The sequence below is a fragment of the Bacillus sp. FAU20 genome (assembly GCF_056033865.1).
Genome location: NZ_JBVYHY010000007.1, coordinates 1 through 16,755 on the forward strand (window position 1 = coordinate 1; position 16,755 = coordinate 16,755).

Sequence of the window (16,755 nt, forward strand, 5' to 3'; positions counted from 1 at the left end):
ATGAAACTTAAACCTGCCCCTTTTAAATTTAGACCATTCTCAAAGAAACAATTACAAGTACTCACTTGGTGGAGAAAAGATTCACCTGTGAAGGACCATGACGGCATTATATGCGATGGTTCTATTCGTGCTGGCAAAACTGTTTCGATGGCTCTTTCTTATGTTATGTGGGGAACTGAAACATTTAATGGTGAAAACCTAGGTATGGCAGGTAAAACAATTGGATCACTGCGACGCAACGTAATTACTCCATTAAAGAAGATGTTAAAATCACGTAAATATAAAGTGAAAGACCATCTATCAGAGAACATGCTTACCATTAGTAAAGATGGCCATACGAATCATTTCTATATATTTGGTGGTAAGGACGAATCATCACAAGAACTTATCCAAGGTATTACATTAGCTGGTATGTTTTTTGATGAAGTTGCTCTTATGCCGCAAAGCTTTGTGAACCAAGCGACAGGACGTTGTTCTATTGAAGGCTCAAAGTATTGGTTCAACTGTAACCCTGCCGGCCCATATCATTGGTTCAAACTTGAATGGATAGATAATAAGGAAGACAAGAACCTGCTACATATTCATTTTACAATGGACGATAATCTTTCTTTATCTGAAAAAGTGAAGCAAAGATACTATCGTATGTATAGTGGAGTCTTCTTTCAACGCTTCATTTTAGGTTTATGGGTGCTTGCAGAAGGTATTGTATATGACATGTTTAACAAAGAAAAGCATGTTGTAAAAACAGTAGAAAGAGAATACGAGAAGTATTATGTATCTTGTGACTATGGTACACAGAACCCTATGACATATGGACTATGGGGATTGTGTAAAGGTATATGGTACAAAACAAAAGAGTACCATTATGATGGTCGTAAAAATTCACGGCAAAAGACAGATGATGAGTATCTTGACGACCTAAAAGAATTCATCGGAGATATTTCTATTCGCGGGATTATAGTTGACCCATCAGCAGCTTCATTTATTGCTTTATTGAAAAAGAATCGATTCAAAGTGCTTAAAGCTAAGAATGAAGTTATAGATGGCATAAGAAATGTAGCGCGACTTCTTAATGAAGAGAAGATAAAATACAACGACTGCTGTAAAGAAACATTCCGTGAATACGCTTCTTATACTTGGGATGAAAAAGCTACAGCTCGTGGTGAAGATAAACCAAATAAAGAGAATGACCACCAAATGGATGGTGATCGTTACTTTGTAAATACAGTTGTTGTAACTAATAACAAAGCTAAGGCTGTTAAGTCAATCTATTAAGGAGGTGAGACGATGTTTGAACACTATATTCCGTTGCTGGATGAACAAAATGGCGAGCCTACATCAAAGTTACTAAAAAAAATTATTGATGAGTTTGAACCATTAAAACAACGCATGATTAACAGGTACGAGCGATACAAAGCAAGTGAAAAGGGGGTACCTATCTTTACTCGGGAGTTTAAAGGTGATGGTAATAAAGATAAGGTTAACAATAAGCTAAACAATGACTTCTTTTCTGAAATTATCGATACAAAAATCGGTTATATGTTTGGGTTGCCTATCTCATACAGCTTAGATCATGAAGATGATGAAGTATTGAAACGTATTCAGGACTTTTTAAAAGCGAATCATACTGAGGATGCTGACGCAGAAACAGGGAAGTTCGCTTCTATTTGTGGATACGGAGCGAGACTACTGTATCACGATAAAGAAGGCATCGAAAAGGTTATGAATATTAAACCTTACGAAGCTATATTTTTTACGAATTCAAGTATTGCAGAACCTAAATACGCTATACGCTGCTATCCAATCAAAGTAATTGATGGTGATGATTTCAAGGATGGTTACAAAGTAGAGTTTTACAATGAAACAAATATTATTGAGTACACTGGTGAAGATTTAGATAAGTTAACAGAGACTGACCGTATTCCAAACTTATTTAAAGGTGTGCCACTTATTGGGTTTCCTAATAATGAAGAATTACAAGGCGATGTAGATAAAGCTATATCACTTATTGAAGGTTACGATCGTTCGTTTTCCGATGTAAACAGTGAGATTGAACAGTTTCGTCTGGCTTATATGATCTTTAAAGGCGTTGATATAGATGATGATACTATCGAGAAGCTAAGACAAACAGGAGCTCTTGATGTAGGTGAAGATGGTGAGGCTTCTTTCTTAACTAAGGACCTTAATGACAACATACTTGAACACCATCTCGACAGATTAGAAAAGAATATATGCCGTTTCACAAAGCATGTGAACCTTTCTGATGAATCATTTGGTGGTAACCTTACTGGTGTTGCTATTCGTTACAAGTTATTAGCTTTAGAAACTAAATCAGGAACATTAGAAATGAAGTTTACTAAGTCATTGCGACAACAATTTAAGTTATTGTTTGACGCTTGGAACTTACGCTCAAATAAAGGAGAGCTAGACTACCTTTGTATGACGTTCCAATTCACGCGAAACCTTCCAGCTAACTTAGCTGATGAAGCTGATGTGCAGTCTAAACTCCAAGGTTTAGTAAGCGAAGAAACACGATTATCTATGTTATCTGTTATTTCTGATCCGAAAGCGGAGATACAGAAGATGCAGGAAGAAGAGGCTGATTCCATGAATCTCGACAAGGTAGGTGAGCCTAATGGAATGGGACAAGAAGCAGAAACACCTCCAAAAGATAGAGGACAAACTGGAAAAGGCAATTCTCTACCTGTATAAAGATGCTTTAGAAGAAGTCAGAGGAATACTGGCTTTTTATTATGCCAAATATGCCGTAAATGAGCAGTTGAGTATGCAGGAAATGCGCCGATTCAATCGATATAAGAGCATGCAAAGTGAACTGCAACAAGTAATTAATGAAATAACATATGAGAAAAAGAAAACTCTCAATGAAACGCTCTCCAATCAGTATGGAGAGTCTTTTTATTATACGAGTTATCTCATCGAGAAAGAAGTCGGCGTGGCTCTTTCGTATGGTCTTCTTGATCCAAACGTAATTAAACGGGCGGTACAAATGCCAATCGATAATATGACACTCAATCAAAGGTTAAGTACACATCGAGTACAGATAGTTAACCAAATACGCAGAGAGTTATCTATCGGTCTTAGAAAAGGCGAAGGATATGCAACAATGGCAAATCGGATTAAGCCGATACTTGATGGTGATGCGAAGAAAGCCCAAATGGTCGCTTGGACAGAAAGTGCTAGGGTGCAAAACTTAGGTACTTATGACAGTGCTTCTCACGCTTTTGATGAAGGTGTATCAATGAAGAAGATTTGGGTTTCTACATTAGATAAACGTACGCGTCCTACTCACCAAGCAGCAGATCATCAAAAAGTACCGTTTAAAGGATTATTTAAAGTCGGTGGTTATAGTTGCGAATATCCACATGATAGTAATTTACCTGCTAAAGAAGTTGTACGATGCCGCTGTACTTTCATTACTGAGGTAGCGGATGTTAGCCCATTTATTGAGAGAAGGGCCAGAAACCCAACTACAGGTAAGAATGAGGTTATTACCGCAGTTAGTTATGAAGAATGGAAAGACTCTCTTGAATAATAAAAAACACTTGAGGGCTTATAGATTACGAACTTAATAGGGCGCAATTATAGGAACTCAGAGGAGGAATAATAATGAAACAATTACAAAAGCAAGCGGAAGTACAGTTTTTAAAAGAAAGAGAACTAATAAGGTTACCGTTTCGTTTATCAAATCTGCAATTCTTTTCTGATCCTGCAATATCTGCAGATGAGACATTACAGAATGAACAAACATCACCTGCAGATGATATAAAAGATTCACTAGTTGAAGAGCAAAAAGAACCGCCAGTTGGTGAACAAAAAGAACCGAAATTAGATGATGCAACAAAAACATTTATTGAGAAGATGGTACAATCAGCAGAAGATAGAGTTCGCTCTAAATATTCGAAAGAACTGAATGCAACAAAAAAGGAATTAGAGAACTATAAAACCGCTTCTATGACTGCACAAGAGAAAGCTGAATATGAGATGAAGCAACTTCAGGAACAACTAGAAGAACGAGAAAGAGTACTTCATCAGAAAGAAATGCAGAGTGTTGCATCAGATGGTTTATCAGCGTTTGGATTGGATCTTAAATTTGTAGATTTTGTTATTGGTTCAGATGTAGAAGATACAAAAGTTAGGGTGTCAAAGTTTAATGATTTATTCTCTACTGCATTAGAAGTAAAAGTGGCTGAAAAGTTTAAAGCTGCTGGGCGAGAAATCCATGTTAGTGGCGGAACTGGAGGGGGATTTACGAGAGAACAAGTAAATTCAATGAGTCAAGCCGAAATTAATGCGAACTGGGCACAAATTCAGAAGGATATGCGCAATTGGGGTAAGTAGCACTAGGAAAGTTAAGTGATTTGAATGGTACAGTCAAAAAAATATAAAACGAACAAAAGAGATTGCTATTTTAGTGATCTCTTTTGTTATGGAAAAACATTAAGGAGGAATTAATATATGTCAGTATCAACTTTTATTCCAACAATTTGGGAAGCGCGCTTGATGGCGAACTTCCACAAGCGTTCTATTGCGGATTTAATTACAACAACGCCAACGAAAATCGAGGGTAATAAGATTATCTTTAATCGTGTAGGTGCAGTAAATGTAAAAGATTATAATGGTACAATCGAATGGGATGATACTAACCCTTCTAAAGTAGAAATTAATATGGATCAACAAAAGTATTTTGCTTTCAAAGTTGATGATGTAGATGCAGTTCAGGCTGCTGGAGATTTAATCGACCCACATACACAAGAGGCAGGAGCGGTACTTCAGGAAACCGTTGATACATTCGTATTAGGGCTTTATAAAGGCGCTCATAAAACTCATACAATTGGGAGTGACTCTAGTCCAATTGAGTTATCACCTAAAAATGCATATGATTACATTGTAGACTTAAATACGATTTTAAATATTAAAAAGGTTCCTAAAACTGAACGATTCACAATCATCAATTCTCAGGTTTTAGGTTTATTATCTAAAGATGATCGCTTTACTAAGCAACCTGTTGTTTTAGAAAATGGTATTGTTGAAGGACAGATTATTAATGGATCACAAATCGTTGTATCAGAAGAAATTCACGGTACTGGTGGTAAGTATAAAATTTTAGGTCTTCATAAGTCTGCCATTGGATACGGGACACAGTTAACTGAAACAGAGGCACAACGTCTGCAAAATTCCTTTGCAGATGGTATTCGTGGTCTTATGGTTTATGGTGGAGATATCCTTCGTCAAGAGTCAATAGCGGTACTTACAGCTACAGTTACATCAATTACTCCGGAAAAACCAGATGGAGGGGCTTAATAAGCCTTCTCCATTTTTTTCTTTTACGTAAGTAGGTGATTAGATGGAAGATATGAAAGCAGAAATTTTAAAACGTGTAAAACTGCAAGTACCTAATATAAGTGATGAAAATTTATTAATAAGCATTGAAGATACAATGTTAATGGTTGCTGAGTATACCAATAGAACTATTCCTGAATTCCCTCCTGCTTATCCTGGTATCATCGCTAAAATGGTGGTTCATCAGCATAAGGAGCGGGAGAGAGAAGGGAAGAAAAGCGAATCATTAGGTAACTATTCTGTTACTTATGATGACGTGGGAGATTATCCAGCAAGTATTACAAAAGGACTGAAAGTGAGGTTGCGTGTCTTATGATTCAATCAATGATTCGTAAATTCGGAAAAGATGCTTCAGTGCTTCGTAATGCTAGTTCTGACGATGGTCCATATCCAACAGAAGAGTGGAACGAAATTAACAATGTAAAAGGTGTATTAGATGCCATTCAAGGAACAAAGGATGCCCGTAACAAGAAAGTAGAAGAGAAAAGCACGCATTTCTTTTATTGCCTACCATTCGATGTAACAATTCAAGATAGATTAGTTATCGACAAGAAGGTATACAGCGTTACTTACTCGGGCGATCCAATGAATGCAGGTAGATTCTTTCAAATAGAATTGGAGATGTTGCCATATGAGCATGAAATTCCAATCAAATAGAGCCGCTGTTATGGCAAGACATTTGGCTGCAAAGAAAGCAGCTCATACTGCTATTGGTCAATTTGTATCTTCTAAAGCTAAATTACTTGCTGCTGTAGACACTGGTAATCTAAGAAGAAGTATTAGTTCTAAAGCAGAACAAGAAAAAGTTGTTATAGGGACATCTGCTGATCATGGTATTTATGTTGAGAAGGGGACAGGAATTTATGCTGTAGACGGTGATGGGCGTAAAACTCCTTGGATGTACCGTGATTCTAAAACAGGGAAGATGGTTAAAACTCAAGGGCAACATGCACAGCCTTTTCTTAGACCAGCAGCAGAGAGCAATAAACCGCAAATTACACAAGTTGGCACACGAACCTATTCGTCATTAATGAGGTAGATAGCATGAATGACTTTATAAATATATTACACAGTGAATTAAAACAGATTCATAAAGAAACGTATTATGAAATCGCTAAAACAACCGCTGTAATGCCTTATTTGGTGTACACGGTTAATGATGATAAAGAACCATGGGGAAGAAAAAATATCATGCTTACAATTGATATTTACGGTACTTCTGCTCATCTTGCTCAAATAGATGAATTGATTACAAAACTAGAAAGCAATCTTCATAGAAAAAGATTAAGCAGCGCTGAATTTGGTGCTGCTATTTCTTATCTTTCGAGTCAGAAAATACTTGATCCAGATTCTAATATTAGGCGTAAAGAAGTGCGTTTCATTTTACGAACTTATTTTAAACAATAGAAAGGGTTGATTGTATGGCAGCTCCACAACCAAAACCAGAAAATGTTCTCTTCGGAGACTGGGGGGCATTCTTCTTTAATTACGGGGAAAAAGATGAACTACCAGTAGGTGCCACACAAGGCGGCGGTTCTTTTAAGTATGAACCAGAGTTTAAAGAAATTGAATATGATGGGTCTCCTGGTGACACTATGGGGATGAAACGTATTACGAAATCAAAAACTCAAATCAGTTTTAAAACACTTGAATTCCTTGATAAAGATAAAATTAAAAACTTTATTGCTGGATTAAAAGTTTTCGAAGAAACCGTTACGAAAGACGGAAAAACTATCAAATACGATGTAATTGAAGCAACGGAACGTCTTACGAAAGAAAGCTATCTTAAAAATGTAGCATGGGTTGGTGAAACTTTAGGTGGCGATATCGTTGAAATTATCGTATATAATGCATTATCTGACGGTTCATTAGAACTAGGATTTGAAAATGAGAGTGAAGTTGTTCCAGAAGTAACATTCACAGGACATCGTGATCCAGAAAACATTCGAAAAGTACCATGGAAAAAACGTATTTTAACAGCGACAGAAGCAGCAAAATTAATACCGGCAGGTTAAAGAGTAGGGGAAATCCCTGCTCTTTTTATTTTAAGGAGGAATAAATGTGACTATTGCAATTCAAGAAAAAGAATACAAAGTGAGACAAATTCATGGCGGAGATTTATTTTCCGTAGTTCGTATTTTGAAGAAATCAAAATTCAAGGTTGATATTAACTTACTTAAAGATTTAATGATGGGTGTACGAAGTAAAGAAGGTGCAACACAAGCAGATGTATTAGCTGCACAAGAGACGTTCGGTTACGACATCATTATGAAGTTTATCTTTGGATTAGAAGAAGCTGAGCAAGAATTTTTCGAGTTCATTTCTGATCTATTAGTGTGTGAAGATGAAAACGGTAAAAAAACATCCCCAGATTGGGAAACAATACGAACTTTAAATCTAGAAGAGTTAGCGAAGTTGTTTACTGCAATTAAAAACTCAGAAGTTGGACTGGTTAAGCTTTTTTCCAATGCGGTGAACTTGATGAAATAGACTTCATCGATACGTTATCTTCTCGTTATCCGAACATGGAGTACATACGTGGTTTGGATGCCGAGATAGTTATTAATTTGTATCTCACCGCAAAGAAAAAAGAGATGGACCGCATGTTATGGGAAGAATGGTGCGCCCTACAACCGTACTGCGATGAAACATTTCCTCAATTTAAACATAAGCGCGAAAATCCAACGCAAGAACAGGTACAACAATACAATGATTTAATCGAACAAATACCGAAACAGAAACTCACGAAAAAAGAAGTGTTCGCTCGAGTTGCGAAAATCCGCGGAAAGGCGGGTGAATAGATGGAATTATTTAAGATGTTTGGGTCAATCTTCTTAAAGGACGATCAGTTACAAAGAGGATTGGCTAACGCTGAAAGAAGTGGACAACGAACAACTGGTATTTTAGGTCGTGGATTCGGACAAGTCGGGCAAGCAGCAGTAGGATTAGGTTCTTCTGTTGGCGGTGCGGCTATAGCTATGGGTGGATTAGTCGGTGTTGCGGTAGGGGTAGGAGCTGCGATTGCTGGTGTAGTAAAAGTCGGTTCTGAATATACCCAACAGATGTCAAAAGTAGAAGCTCTCTCTGGTTCTAATGCTTTACAAATGGCTGAACTGGGAGCGAACGCACGTAAATTAGGTGCTGAAACACGTTGGTCAGCTACAAACGTAGCTCAAGCCTATGAATATATGGCCCTTGCAGGTTGGGACTCCAACCAAATGATTGCAGCTAGTAAACCGCTACTTGATTTAGCGACAGCTGGTGCATTAGACCTTGCAAAAGCTTCAGATATAGTAACCGATACAATGACTCCATTTGGTATGAAAGCTTCAGAAGCAGGAAGAGCTGCTGACGTATTCGCGCTAGCCCAAGCGACTGCCAATTTAAACGTTGAGCAGCTGGGCGAAACCATGAAATACGCTGCTCCAGTAGCAGCTACATTTGGTTTGAATATTGAAGAAACTGCCGCAATTGCTCAGATATTTGCAAATAACGGTATTAAAGCTTCAATGGCTGGTACGGCATTACGTGCTGGTTTATCTCGGTTAGCAGCACCACCAAAAGAGGCTGCTAAATCATTATCTGCATTAAATGTAACTGTTAAAGATTCTGAAGGTAACATGAAACCAATGAATGAAATCATCGGACAGTTACACGACGGATTTGGAAAGTTATCTGAATCTCAACAAATTGCCGCTGCAAAAGCAATATTCGGTGAGGAAGCCTATGCAGGGTGGATTCAAGTTATCAAGGGGGGACAACCTGCATTTGATGACATGGTAAATACACTAGAAACTTCTGAAGGTTCTGCCAAAGTTATGGCTGAAACAATGGCCAACAACTTATCTGGTGCAGTTGACGGAGTTAAATCTAGATTAGAGAATTTGGGACTTGTTGTATTTTCTCATGTTGAACCTGCACTTGTTGCTATGACTAATGGAACAAATAGCGCAGTGAAATCTCTTACTGACTGGCTTGATCCATCTGGTAGAGCGGTCGAAGCAGCTAAATTAATGCAACAAACTGATCAGCAGTTAGCTCAATCTAAAGCTGTTCTTGATATGAATCTCAAAAAGGGGAAAATAACGCAAGAAGAGTATAACGAAAAGTTAGCTCTATCTAAGAAGCATGCCGAAAATATGATGAACGCTGATGGTATGTTAGCTCAGAAAAAAGAAGAGTTAAAAATGAAGGTTGAAGAAGGGAAAATGACTCAGGAAGAAGCTAATAAAATTCTTGATGAGTCTGAGGTTGAATATCAAAAACTTCAACAAGGTATTGAACAAACACGTCAACGGCAAGAAGCCATGAATAAAGTGTTCGAACCGCTTCGCAATGCTATCGGGATCATCCAACAAGTCGGCGCCGCTATAGAGCAATTTTGGATTGCTGCAACTGGTGATAGAAATGCTTTAGTTGAAGGATACGACATCCTTACTAAACTAGGCTTTTCAGCTAATGCAATTCAGTTTATACAAGAAACTACAGCGGCAGTGCAATATGGTGTAGAAACTATGAAAGCTCTCGTATCTGGTGATTGGGGAGCTGCAAGTAATTTCATAGACAAGTTAGGTTTTTCACCTGAGCAGAAAGCGGATATTATTATGTTCGTTCAGGATGTGCATGCTCAATTGAGTAGTTTCATAGAAAATGTACAATCCTTGATAGCAGCGCAAGCACCAGTAATTATGGGAATAATCGGCGCTACTTGGGACTTTATTAAAGGTGTATTCAATACAATAGCTCCTTACTTAATGCCTTTACTGACAGATGTAATGTCGTTTGTAAATGGGATTATATCTCAAATCACTTCGTTTTGGAAAGAAAACGGAGATCAAATTGTACAAGCTGTAAAAAATGCCTTCTCAATCATTCAATCTATTATAGCTTTTGTAATGCCAGCTGTAATGATGATTGTAAAAAGTGCATGGGACGCTATAAAAGATATTATCCAGGGTGCTGTTAATCTCATTATGGGAATTATTAAATTTTTCGCATCTGTTTTAACTGGTGATTTCTCTGGAATGTGGGCAGGGATAAAACAAATCTTCAGCGGTGCAATCCAGTTAATCTGGGGGCTTATCCAATTTTCGTTTGTTAAACAAATTTTTGGTGCAGTGAAAGGGCTCGCATCTTCTTTTGGCTCTACGATTAGTAGCATGTGGTCTACTGTTGTTGGATATTTCAAGACATTTATTAAGGAACCTATCGCTTCTGTAGTTCGTATGGCAATTGATATAGGTGAAGCTGCTATGAAAATTAAAGACAAACTGATTAATCCTATTAAAGAAGCTTGGAGTGGAATTATGGGCTGGATTGATAAAATTAAAAACGGTGTAGCGAATATGTTTAGTGGCGTTCACATTCCTGTTCCGAAGATTAGTGTAAATGGATCATTAAACCCTGTAAATTGGGCAAGTGAGGGGCTGCCATCTTTCGATGTTAAATGGGCTGCGAATGGAGCTTTAATTAAGCCCGGTAATCCTACATTAATTGGGGTTAAATCTAGCCCGGTTGTCGAGAAATCGGCAGCATAAAATATCGTGTGAATTCGGGGAAACCTAAGTTTTATCAACAATTTCAAGTATGGTATAATATAGGAGAGAGATAGATTTGGATTAGCTACCTGAATTGAAAGAATGTTCCGACACCTTTTTTCTCATTTAAAAATTAAATAATCGGATAAAAACTCTGTCGGAGGGGTATTTGTTATGTCTAAAAGAGTCAGATGTTTAGAACATGCTATTTCTTTCGTTAACGAGAATAGTGATTGTACATTGATTTCAGATGAATATGTTGGCAATCGCGAAAAAATGAAGTTCAAATGTGACTGCGGAGATGAATTTATAACCACTTTCAATCAATTTAGGAAAGGGAAACGTAAATGTAATAAGTGCGGTTTCAAAAGATGCAATCAAGATAAGATATTCACTTATAGCGAGATAAAAGCCTTTATTGATCTCGAAAGCGACAGTGGTTGCACTTTAATTAGCAACGAATACACAAATTGTAAAACACCTATTAAACTTAAATGTAGGTGCAGAAACGAATTTGTTACCACATTCGACTCTTTTAAAAATAGCGGAAAAAGAAGATGTAATTTTTGCTCCAATAAGAACACAGGGAAAACAGCAGCTTTATTGGCAAAGAGAAGACCTAAATCTGAAGGGCCATATAATAAATCTAATCACAATGAATTTGTAACAAGAATGTACAAGCTATTAAAAGACGAGTATTCTGTACTTGGTCAATACACAACAGCGAGAGACAAGATTCTTGTAAAACATAACGATTGTGGTCATGAATATTATGTAGCGCCGGATAAGATTTTAAACCAAAATAGACGTTGCCCTAATTGTAGCGACTTTCGTTCATCCAAAGCTAGTAAAGAAATTGAAAGCTGGTTAACTGAACATGATGTTCTATTTGAAAAAGAATACAAATTCCCTGATTGTAAACACCAAAGGAGCTTAGCCTTCGATTTCGCTGTTTTAGATTCAGATGAACATGTTAAATGTTTAATTGAATATGACGGAGAACAACACTTCAGACCCTTTCAATATATTAGGGATGAAGATACAAGAAATACTAAATTTTGAGATTCTAAGAAAAGGGATGCAATAAAAAATGCATATTGCAAACGAAACAATATCCCATTGATTAGAATTTCTTACCTAGAGCAAGATATATTAAAACCAATACTTGAATTGAAGGTAAGCACTCTATTATGAGTGCTTTTTTTGTTGATAAAATATGGCAATCCCGAGCCAAGCCTGTACGGAAACGACAGGAAGGTGTAGAGACTAGGTAAAGTAGCCTAAGCTAAAAGTATGGCGAAATATCCAAGAGCGCACGACACCCGATGAATGGGTGATGATATAGTCCGATACTCCAGTGAAAACCGGAGAGTTAAGGATAAAGAGCCTTAACATAACAATTGTGGTGACGCAAGAGGATACGATGAAACGGTTTTACCTTTACGTAAGCAAACGTTTGACGCGATTGCGAATGGAATTATGGGTTCATTACCATTAAATCAACAGCAAGGGGCCAAATATGTACCGCAAGGTCCAACTGTTTTACAAATTAATTTAAACGGAAGAGAAATAGCGAAGGAAATTTACTCAGATGTCAATGAATTTCAAGAACGCGAGAAAGAAAGACTCAAAGTATTTTAGGTAGGTGATGATATGACGGGAATTAGCTTCTTTAGTTTTAACGGGAAAAGGAATCCAAATGTAATTCCACTGCAGGGTAAAAAGCGCCCTGCATGGGCTCCTTTGGATCATATGTTTCTTGAAGTCTCGCATTATCCAGGAGGTAGGTTACTACGCACACAAACTAAAATGAGAAAGATTTTAGTTCCTATTGCATTATTATATGATTCAGCTGAAGAAGCTGAAAAACTAAAAGAAGAAATAGCAGATTGGCTCGTTACGGATCAACCGTGCGAGCTTATTTTTGATGATGAAAAAGATCGTACGTTTTTAGCTGTCGTAGATGAAACTTTAGATTTAGACCAGTTAGTTGATCTAGGTGAAGGTACTTTAACTTTCATTTGTCCAATGCCATATAAGTTAGGAAAAAAGCAAACGGTTGACTTTAAAAAAGATGTTAGTGGGTTAGTTGCTAATGTCCAAAATAAAGGAACTGTTCATTCTAACCCTATCATTGAGATTGATATTACGAAACCAAATACTTTTCTAGACGTATGGTTTGGCGAGACATCTTTAAATGATCGGGATTATTTTCGTATCGGAATGCCGTTAAAAACTGTGGAAAAACCTGTAGAAAGAAATCAAAGGCTTATATGGGATGAAATGGCTACCACTGTAGGGTGGAGTAAGGTCAGCTCGATGGAAGATGGTGAACCAGTAGGTGAAATGAGATCAGATAAATACCAATTCTATTGTTCTGATTTTGGTACTGCGGGTAAAGGTTGGCACGGCGCAGCCGTTAAAAAGAGTATCCCTGGCGGTCCAGTACAAGACTTTATTATGCAAGCCTACGTTACATGTAAGAGTAAAAAAATCAATGAAATGGGACGAGTTGAGATAGCGATACTGGATGAAAATAGCAAGGTACTTTCAAAAATTGCTATGAACGATCTCTTTTGGCAAGCTGAACAAAATTTTGGAATAATGGTAATTGGATATGACAATAAGCCGGGGAAAACAGGTTTAATTTATGAGAGTGGCGATTATCCGAATACATGGAATCAGTATTTTGGTCGATTGTGGATAGCTAGGACAGGAAATGTATGGGAAGCGTATATTTCAAAATTCCTTCCAGGTACAGAAAAAGATGATTCAGAACGATTTGCACGTTGGACGGATGAAAAAAACTATCATATGGAAAAAACAACACAAATTCAGATTAGCATCATGCAGTTTCAAGACGTTCCACCAGTAGAAGCAATGTCAGTTAGTGATTTGAAGTTTTGGAAAGTGAATTTAAATACGAAAAATACACCGCCTTATATAGTAGATGTTGGTGATAAAGTCGTGATCGACACAGAAAACAGTCATGTAACAATTGAAGGAAAGAATGCGATTAATATTAAGGACATTTTCAGTAATTTCCCTGTTATCAATAGAGGCACTAATAAACTAGAGATCATGCCTTCTGATATCGGAACAGCAAGGGTCAAATATAGGGAGCGATTCAGATGAGAACACCAAGCGGAATACTTCATGTTGTTGATTTCAAAACAGATCAGATTATATCAGCTATTCAACCAAAGGACTACTGGGCTGATAACCGTCATTGGGAAATAAAAAATAACATTGATATGTTAGAATTCAAAACTTTTGACGGCACTCCACATGCAGTTACTTTACAGCAGCAGAACCTAGTTTTAAAGGAAGTGCGTGATGGTCGCATTGTTCCATATGTTATCAATAATGAAGTAGAAAAAGACTCTGATGATAAATCGCTCACTGTACATGCTGCTGGTGCCTGGGTTCAAATAGCCAAAGATGGCATTATTAAACCTCAACGTATAGAGAGCGAAACAGTTAATACGTTTATTGATATCGCTCTTGCTGAGTCAAAATGGCAACGTGGAATAACGGATTATTCTTCATTCCACACGATGACTATTGATGAATTCATCGATCCCCTCACTTTTTTAAAGAAAATCGCGGCTTTGTTTGAGTTAGAAATCCAATATCGTGTTGAAGTATTCGGTTCTCAAATTACTGGATGGTATGTCGATATGATAAAGAAACGAGGGAGAGAAACAGGGAAGGAAGTAACCTTGGGAAAAGACTTAATAGGCATTAGACGCATTGAACATTCCAGGGATATTTGTACCGCCTTAGTCGGATTTGTACGGGGCGAAGGTGACAAACTTATCACGATTGAGAGTATTAATAACGGGCTTCTTTATATTACAGATAGTGATGCCTTTCAACGCTGGAATGCGCATGGTAAGCATAAATTTGGTTTCTACACTCCGGAAACAGAAGACCAAAATATGACACCGCAGCGATTAATGACTTTGATGAAGACGGAATTAAAGAAGCGTGTCAATTCTTCAGTTTCTTATGAAGTAGAAGCACAATCGATTGGACGCATTTTCGGTCTAGCACATGAACTAATTAATGAGGGCGATACGATTCGAATCAAAGATACAGGATTCACACCTAAGTTATACCTTGAAGCACGTGTAATTGCTGGTGATGAATCTTTTACGGACCCTACACAAGATAAATATGTGTTTGGTGATTATCGCGAAATTACTGATCCAAACGAAGAACTACGAAAAATTTACAATCGAATCTTGGGGTCATTAGGTAATAAACAAGAGCTGATAGATCAGTTAGATAAATTAGTGAAAGATGCAAACGAAACAGCTAGTAATGCTAAGAAAGAATCCGAAGCAGCGAAAACATTGGCTGAAAAAGTTCAAGAGAATCTTAAAAATAACACGGTAGAAATAATTGAAGCTAATAATCCACCGACAACAGGACTAAAACCTTATAAAACACTTTGGCGTGATATTAGCAATGGTAAGCCTGGTATTTTAAAAATATGGACAGGCGCAGCTTGGGAATCGGTTGTACCTGATGTAGAGTCTCTCAAAAAAGAAACACTTGAACAGGTTAATAAGGATATTCAGTCCACAAAAGAAGAAGTAGATAAAAAAGTAGAAGATGCGCAAAAAGAGACAAATGGACAATTCAAGGAAGTAACAGAAAATCTTCAAGAAGTTTCTCTAACCATTAAAAATGTACAAAACTCTCAAGGTGAAATAGATAAAAAAGTTACTAGCTTGCAGCAAACTAACGAAGGGTTCAATAAATCTATTGAAGCATTAACAAAAAAAGATGGTGAAATCACTGAGAAACTAAATACAGTAGTAGAGACTTCCGAAGGCACAATAAAGAAAATCTCTGAGGTGCAGCAAACAACAAGTGAACTAAAGAAAACAACTACTGAAACAGAAGAAAAAGCTGGGAAAATTAGTGAAAAGTTAACAAGTGTAGAAACAAAGGTTAATAATGATAAAGCTGGAGGACGTAACCTTTTATTAGATTCAAATATTAAATACGAAAAAACAGATTATCTAATCAATCAATATTCTCTAACTGAAAATTTCTTTGCGGGTGAGGAATATACCTTTGTAATTAAGGGAAGTGTCCCACAAGGTCAGAAATTTGGGATTTGGCAGAATGGCGGTTCAAATAATGTTGGATATGCAACAAGTGTTTATGCTAATGGAATAACGTATGTAACCTTTAAAGCTGGTGCAACTACAAGTGGAAATGAACGAAAGTTAAGTTTATATAACTATCCAAGTAATACTACAAAGGCAATTGTAGATTGGGTTGCCTTGTATACTGTAACTCTGCAGCTAATGCATGTTGCAATCTATACGTATTACCTTCTATTTCATCATCTTCTGAGCAAGTACTTAAACATCCATGTACAAGGGCATTTAATTCGCCTGATCTTATTGTAAATGGCAGATCGCACATATCATATTCTTCATGAGTATATGTCGTATAATTAGGGTGCTGTTCTATAAATTTCATAATTTCATCCTCCACGTATTTAATGGTGTTTAGATACAAAATATAAGCAACTTACTTTACTTACGTTAAATGCATTTTTAACGAATACTTAAGAGATGCCTGGTTAACCTACCCTTCTATTATCGAAAGATGTAAAGAATCGGTATAGTGTACCAAAGATGTTATTAGCATTAATATATTGTTTGAATATTAGTATTGATGAATATATTATATATAAAATTTATGTGTTTTGTATGAACTTTTGATATATTTATTAGGAAGTTTTCATAGAAAGAATTTACATACAAAAATAATAAAGTTGTTATTCCACTTATTTTCCATATATACGCTAAAAATAGTTTGTATGCACTGGTTA

General features: G+C 36.8%; 15 protein-coding genes and 2 pseudogenes. All 17 read left to right on the plus strand.

The window, feature by feature from the left end; genetic code table 11:
* Window positions 1-1,275: PBSX family phage terminase large subunit (locus AC0OM3_RS07840; RefSeq protein ID WP_000769400.1), on the plus strand; the 1,275-nt coding region annotated here is incomplete at its 5' end.
* A 12-nt stretch (window positions 1,276-1,287) separates the two neighbouring features.
* Window positions 1,288-2,712, plus strand: coding sequence for a phage portal protein (locus AC0OM3_RS07845; RefSeq protein WP_474211327.1), 1,425 nt, complete (start codon window positions 1,288-1,290; stop codon window positions 2,710-2,712).
* A 73-nt stretch (window positions 2,713-2,785) separates the two neighbouring features.
* Window positions 2,786-3,553, plus strand: a complete 768-nt coding sequence (locus tag AC0OM3_RS07850) for a phage head morphogenesis protein (protein WP_474211328.1) — start codon at window positions 2,786-2,788, stop codon at window positions 3,551-3,553.
* A gap of 74 nt (window positions 3,554-3,627) precedes the next feature.
* Window positions 3,628-4,359, plus strand: coding sequence for a DUF4355 domain-containing protein (locus AC0OM3_RS07855; protein WP_474211330.1), 732 nt, complete (start codon window positions 3,628-3,630; stop codon window positions 4,357-4,359).
* Between the two features lie 117 nt (window positions 4,360-4,476).
* Window positions 4,477-5,322 carry a hypothetical protein gene (locus tag AC0OM3_RS07860; RefSeq protein ID WP_474211332.1) on the plus strand — a complete coding sequence of 282 codons (846 nt, stop codon included), beginning with the start codon at window positions 4,477-4,479 and terminating at the stop codon, window positions 5,320-5,322.
* 43 nt (window positions 5,323-5,365) lie between these two features.
* Window positions 5,366-5,677 (plus strand): head-tail connector protein, encoded by a 312-nt coding sequence (locus AC0OM3_RS07865; RefSeq protein WP_098829606.1) that lies wholly within the window; start codon window positions 5,366-5,368, stop codon window positions 5,675-5,677.
* Complete coding sequence (locus AC0OM3_RS07870) at window positions 5,674-6,018, plus strand: head-tail adaptor protein (RefSeq protein ID WP_098487881.1); 345 nt, start codon at window positions 5,674-5,676, stop codon at window positions 6,016-6,018. Before AC0OM3_RS07865 ends, AC0OM3_RS07870 begins: the two co-directional genes overlap by 4 nt.
* Window positions 5,993-6,400, plus strand: coding sequence for an HK97-gp10 family putative phage morphogenesis protein (locus AC0OM3_RS07875; protein ID WP_000061896.1), 408 nt, complete (start codon window positions 5,993-5,995; stop codon window positions 6,398-6,400). The genes AC0OM3_RS07870 and AC0OM3_RS07875 overlap by 26 nt, the downstream gene beginning before the upstream one ends.
* 5 nt (window positions 6,401-6,405) lie before the next feature.
* On the plus strand, window positions 6,406-6,768 hold the full coding sequence (locus tag AC0OM3_RS07880) for a hypothetical protein (protein ID WP_058839885.1): 363 nt from the start codon (window positions 6,406-6,408) through the stop codon (window positions 6,766-6,768).
* Window positions 6,769-6,782: 14 nt separating this feature from the next.
* Window positions 6,783-7,376 (plus strand): hypothetical protein, encoded by a 594-nt coding sequence (locus AC0OM3_RS07885; protein WP_000729984.1) that lies wholly within the window; start codon window positions 6,783-6,785, stop codon window positions 7,374-7,376.
* A gap of 46 nt (window positions 7,377-7,422) precedes the next feature.
* Window positions 7,423-7,851, plus strand: coding sequence for a hypothetical protein (locus AC0OM3_RS07890; protein ID WP_098536288.1), 429 nt, complete (start codon window positions 7,423-7,425; stop codon window positions 7,849-7,851).
* Between the two features lie 35 nt (window positions 7,852-7,886).
* On the plus strand, window positions 7,887-8,162 hold the full coding sequence (locus AC0OM3_RS07895) for a hypothetical protein (protein ID WP_474211335.1): 276 nt from the start codon (window positions 7,887-7,889) through the stop codon (window positions 8,160-8,162).
* Window positions 8,163-10,898 carry a phage tail tape measure protein gene (locus tag AC0OM3_RS07900; RefSeq protein WP_474211337.1) on the plus strand — a complete coding sequence of 912 codons (2,736 nt, stop codon included), beginning with the start codon at window positions 8,163-8,165 and terminating at the stop codon, window positions 10,896-10,898.
* Window positions 10,899-11,072: 174 nt separating this feature from the next.
* Window positions 11,073-11,960, plus strand: coding sequence for a hypothetical protein (locus AC0OM3_RS07905; RefSeq protein WP_474211339.1), 888 nt, complete (start codon window positions 11,073-11,075; stop codon window positions 11,958-11,960).
* Between the two features lie 342 nt (window positions 11,961-12,302).
* Window positions 12,303-12,539: pseudogene (locus tag AC0OM3_RS07910) on the plus strand (hypothetical protein); the annotation flags it as partial.
* Window positions 12,540-12,551: 12 nt separating this feature from the next.
* Window positions 12,552-14,033, plus strand: coding sequence for a distal tail protein Dit (locus AC0OM3_RS07915; RefSeq protein ID WP_474211340.1), 1,482 nt, complete (start codon window positions 12,552-12,554; stop codon window positions 14,031-14,033).
* Window positions 14,030-16,204: pseudogene (locus AC0OM3_RS07920) on the plus strand (phage tail spike protein); the annotation flags it as partial. The gene AC0OM3_RS07915 and the pseudogene AC0OM3_RS07920, both read left to right, overlap by 4 nt.
* Window positions 16,205-16,755 lie beyond the last annotated feature (551 nt).

Excerpts from the sequence above, each read along its gene's own strand:
- AC0OM3_RS07855 (WP_474211330.1), top strand. The coding sequence starts at position 3,628 with ATGAAACAATTACAAAAGCAAGCGGAAGTACAGTTTTTAAAAGAAAGA.
- AC0OM3_RS07860 (WP_474211332.1), top strand. The coding sequence starts at position 4,477 with ATGTCAGTATCAACTTTTATTCCAACAATTTGGGAAGCGCGCTTGATG.
- AC0OM3_RS07865 (WP_098829606.1), top strand. The coding sequence starts at position 5,366 with ATGGAAGATATGAAAGCAGAAATTTTAAAACGTGTAAAACTGCAAGTA.
- AC0OM3_RS07875 (WP_000061896.1), top strand. The coding sequence starts at position 5,993 with ATGAGCATGAAATTCCAATCAAATAGAGCCGCTGTTATGGCAAGACAT.
- AC0OM3_RS07870 (WP_098487881.1), top strand. The coding sequence starts at position 5,674 with ATGATTCAATCAATGATTCGTAAATTCGGAAAAGATGCTTCAGTGCTT.
- AC0OM3_RS07900 (WP_474211337.1), top strand. The coding sequence starts at position 8,163 with ATGGAATTATTTAAGATGTTTGGGTCAATCTTCTTAAAGGACGATCAG.
- AC0OM3_RS07895 (WP_474211335.1), top strand. The coding sequence starts at position 7,887 with ATGGAGTACATACGTGGTTTGGATGCCGAGATAGTTATTAATTTGTAT.
- AC0OM3_RS07850 (WP_474211328.1), top strand. The coding sequence starts at position 2,786 with ATGCAGGAAATGCGCCGATTCAATCGATATAAGAGCATGCAAAGTGAA.
- AC0OM3_RS07880 (WP_058839885.1), top strand. The coding sequence starts at position 6,406 with ATGAATGACTTTATAAATATATTACACAGTGAATTAAAACAGATTCAT.
- AC0OM3_RS07905 (WP_474211339.1), top strand. The coding sequence starts at position 11,073 with ATGTCTAAAAGAGTCAGATGTTTAGAACATGCTATTTCTTTCGTTAAC.
- AC0OM3_RS07915 (WP_474211340.1), top strand. The coding sequence starts at position 12,552 with ATGACGGGAATTAGCTTCTTTAGTTTTAACGGGAAAAGGAATCCAAAT.
- AC0OM3_RS07845 (WP_474211327.1), top strand. The coding sequence starts at position 1,288 with ATGTTTGAACACTATATTCCGTTGCTGGATGAACAAAATGGCGAGCCT.
- AC0OM3_RS07885 (WP_000729984.1), top strand. The coding sequence starts at position 6,783 with ATGGCAGCTCCACAACCAAAACCAGAAAATGTTCTCTTCGGAGACTGG.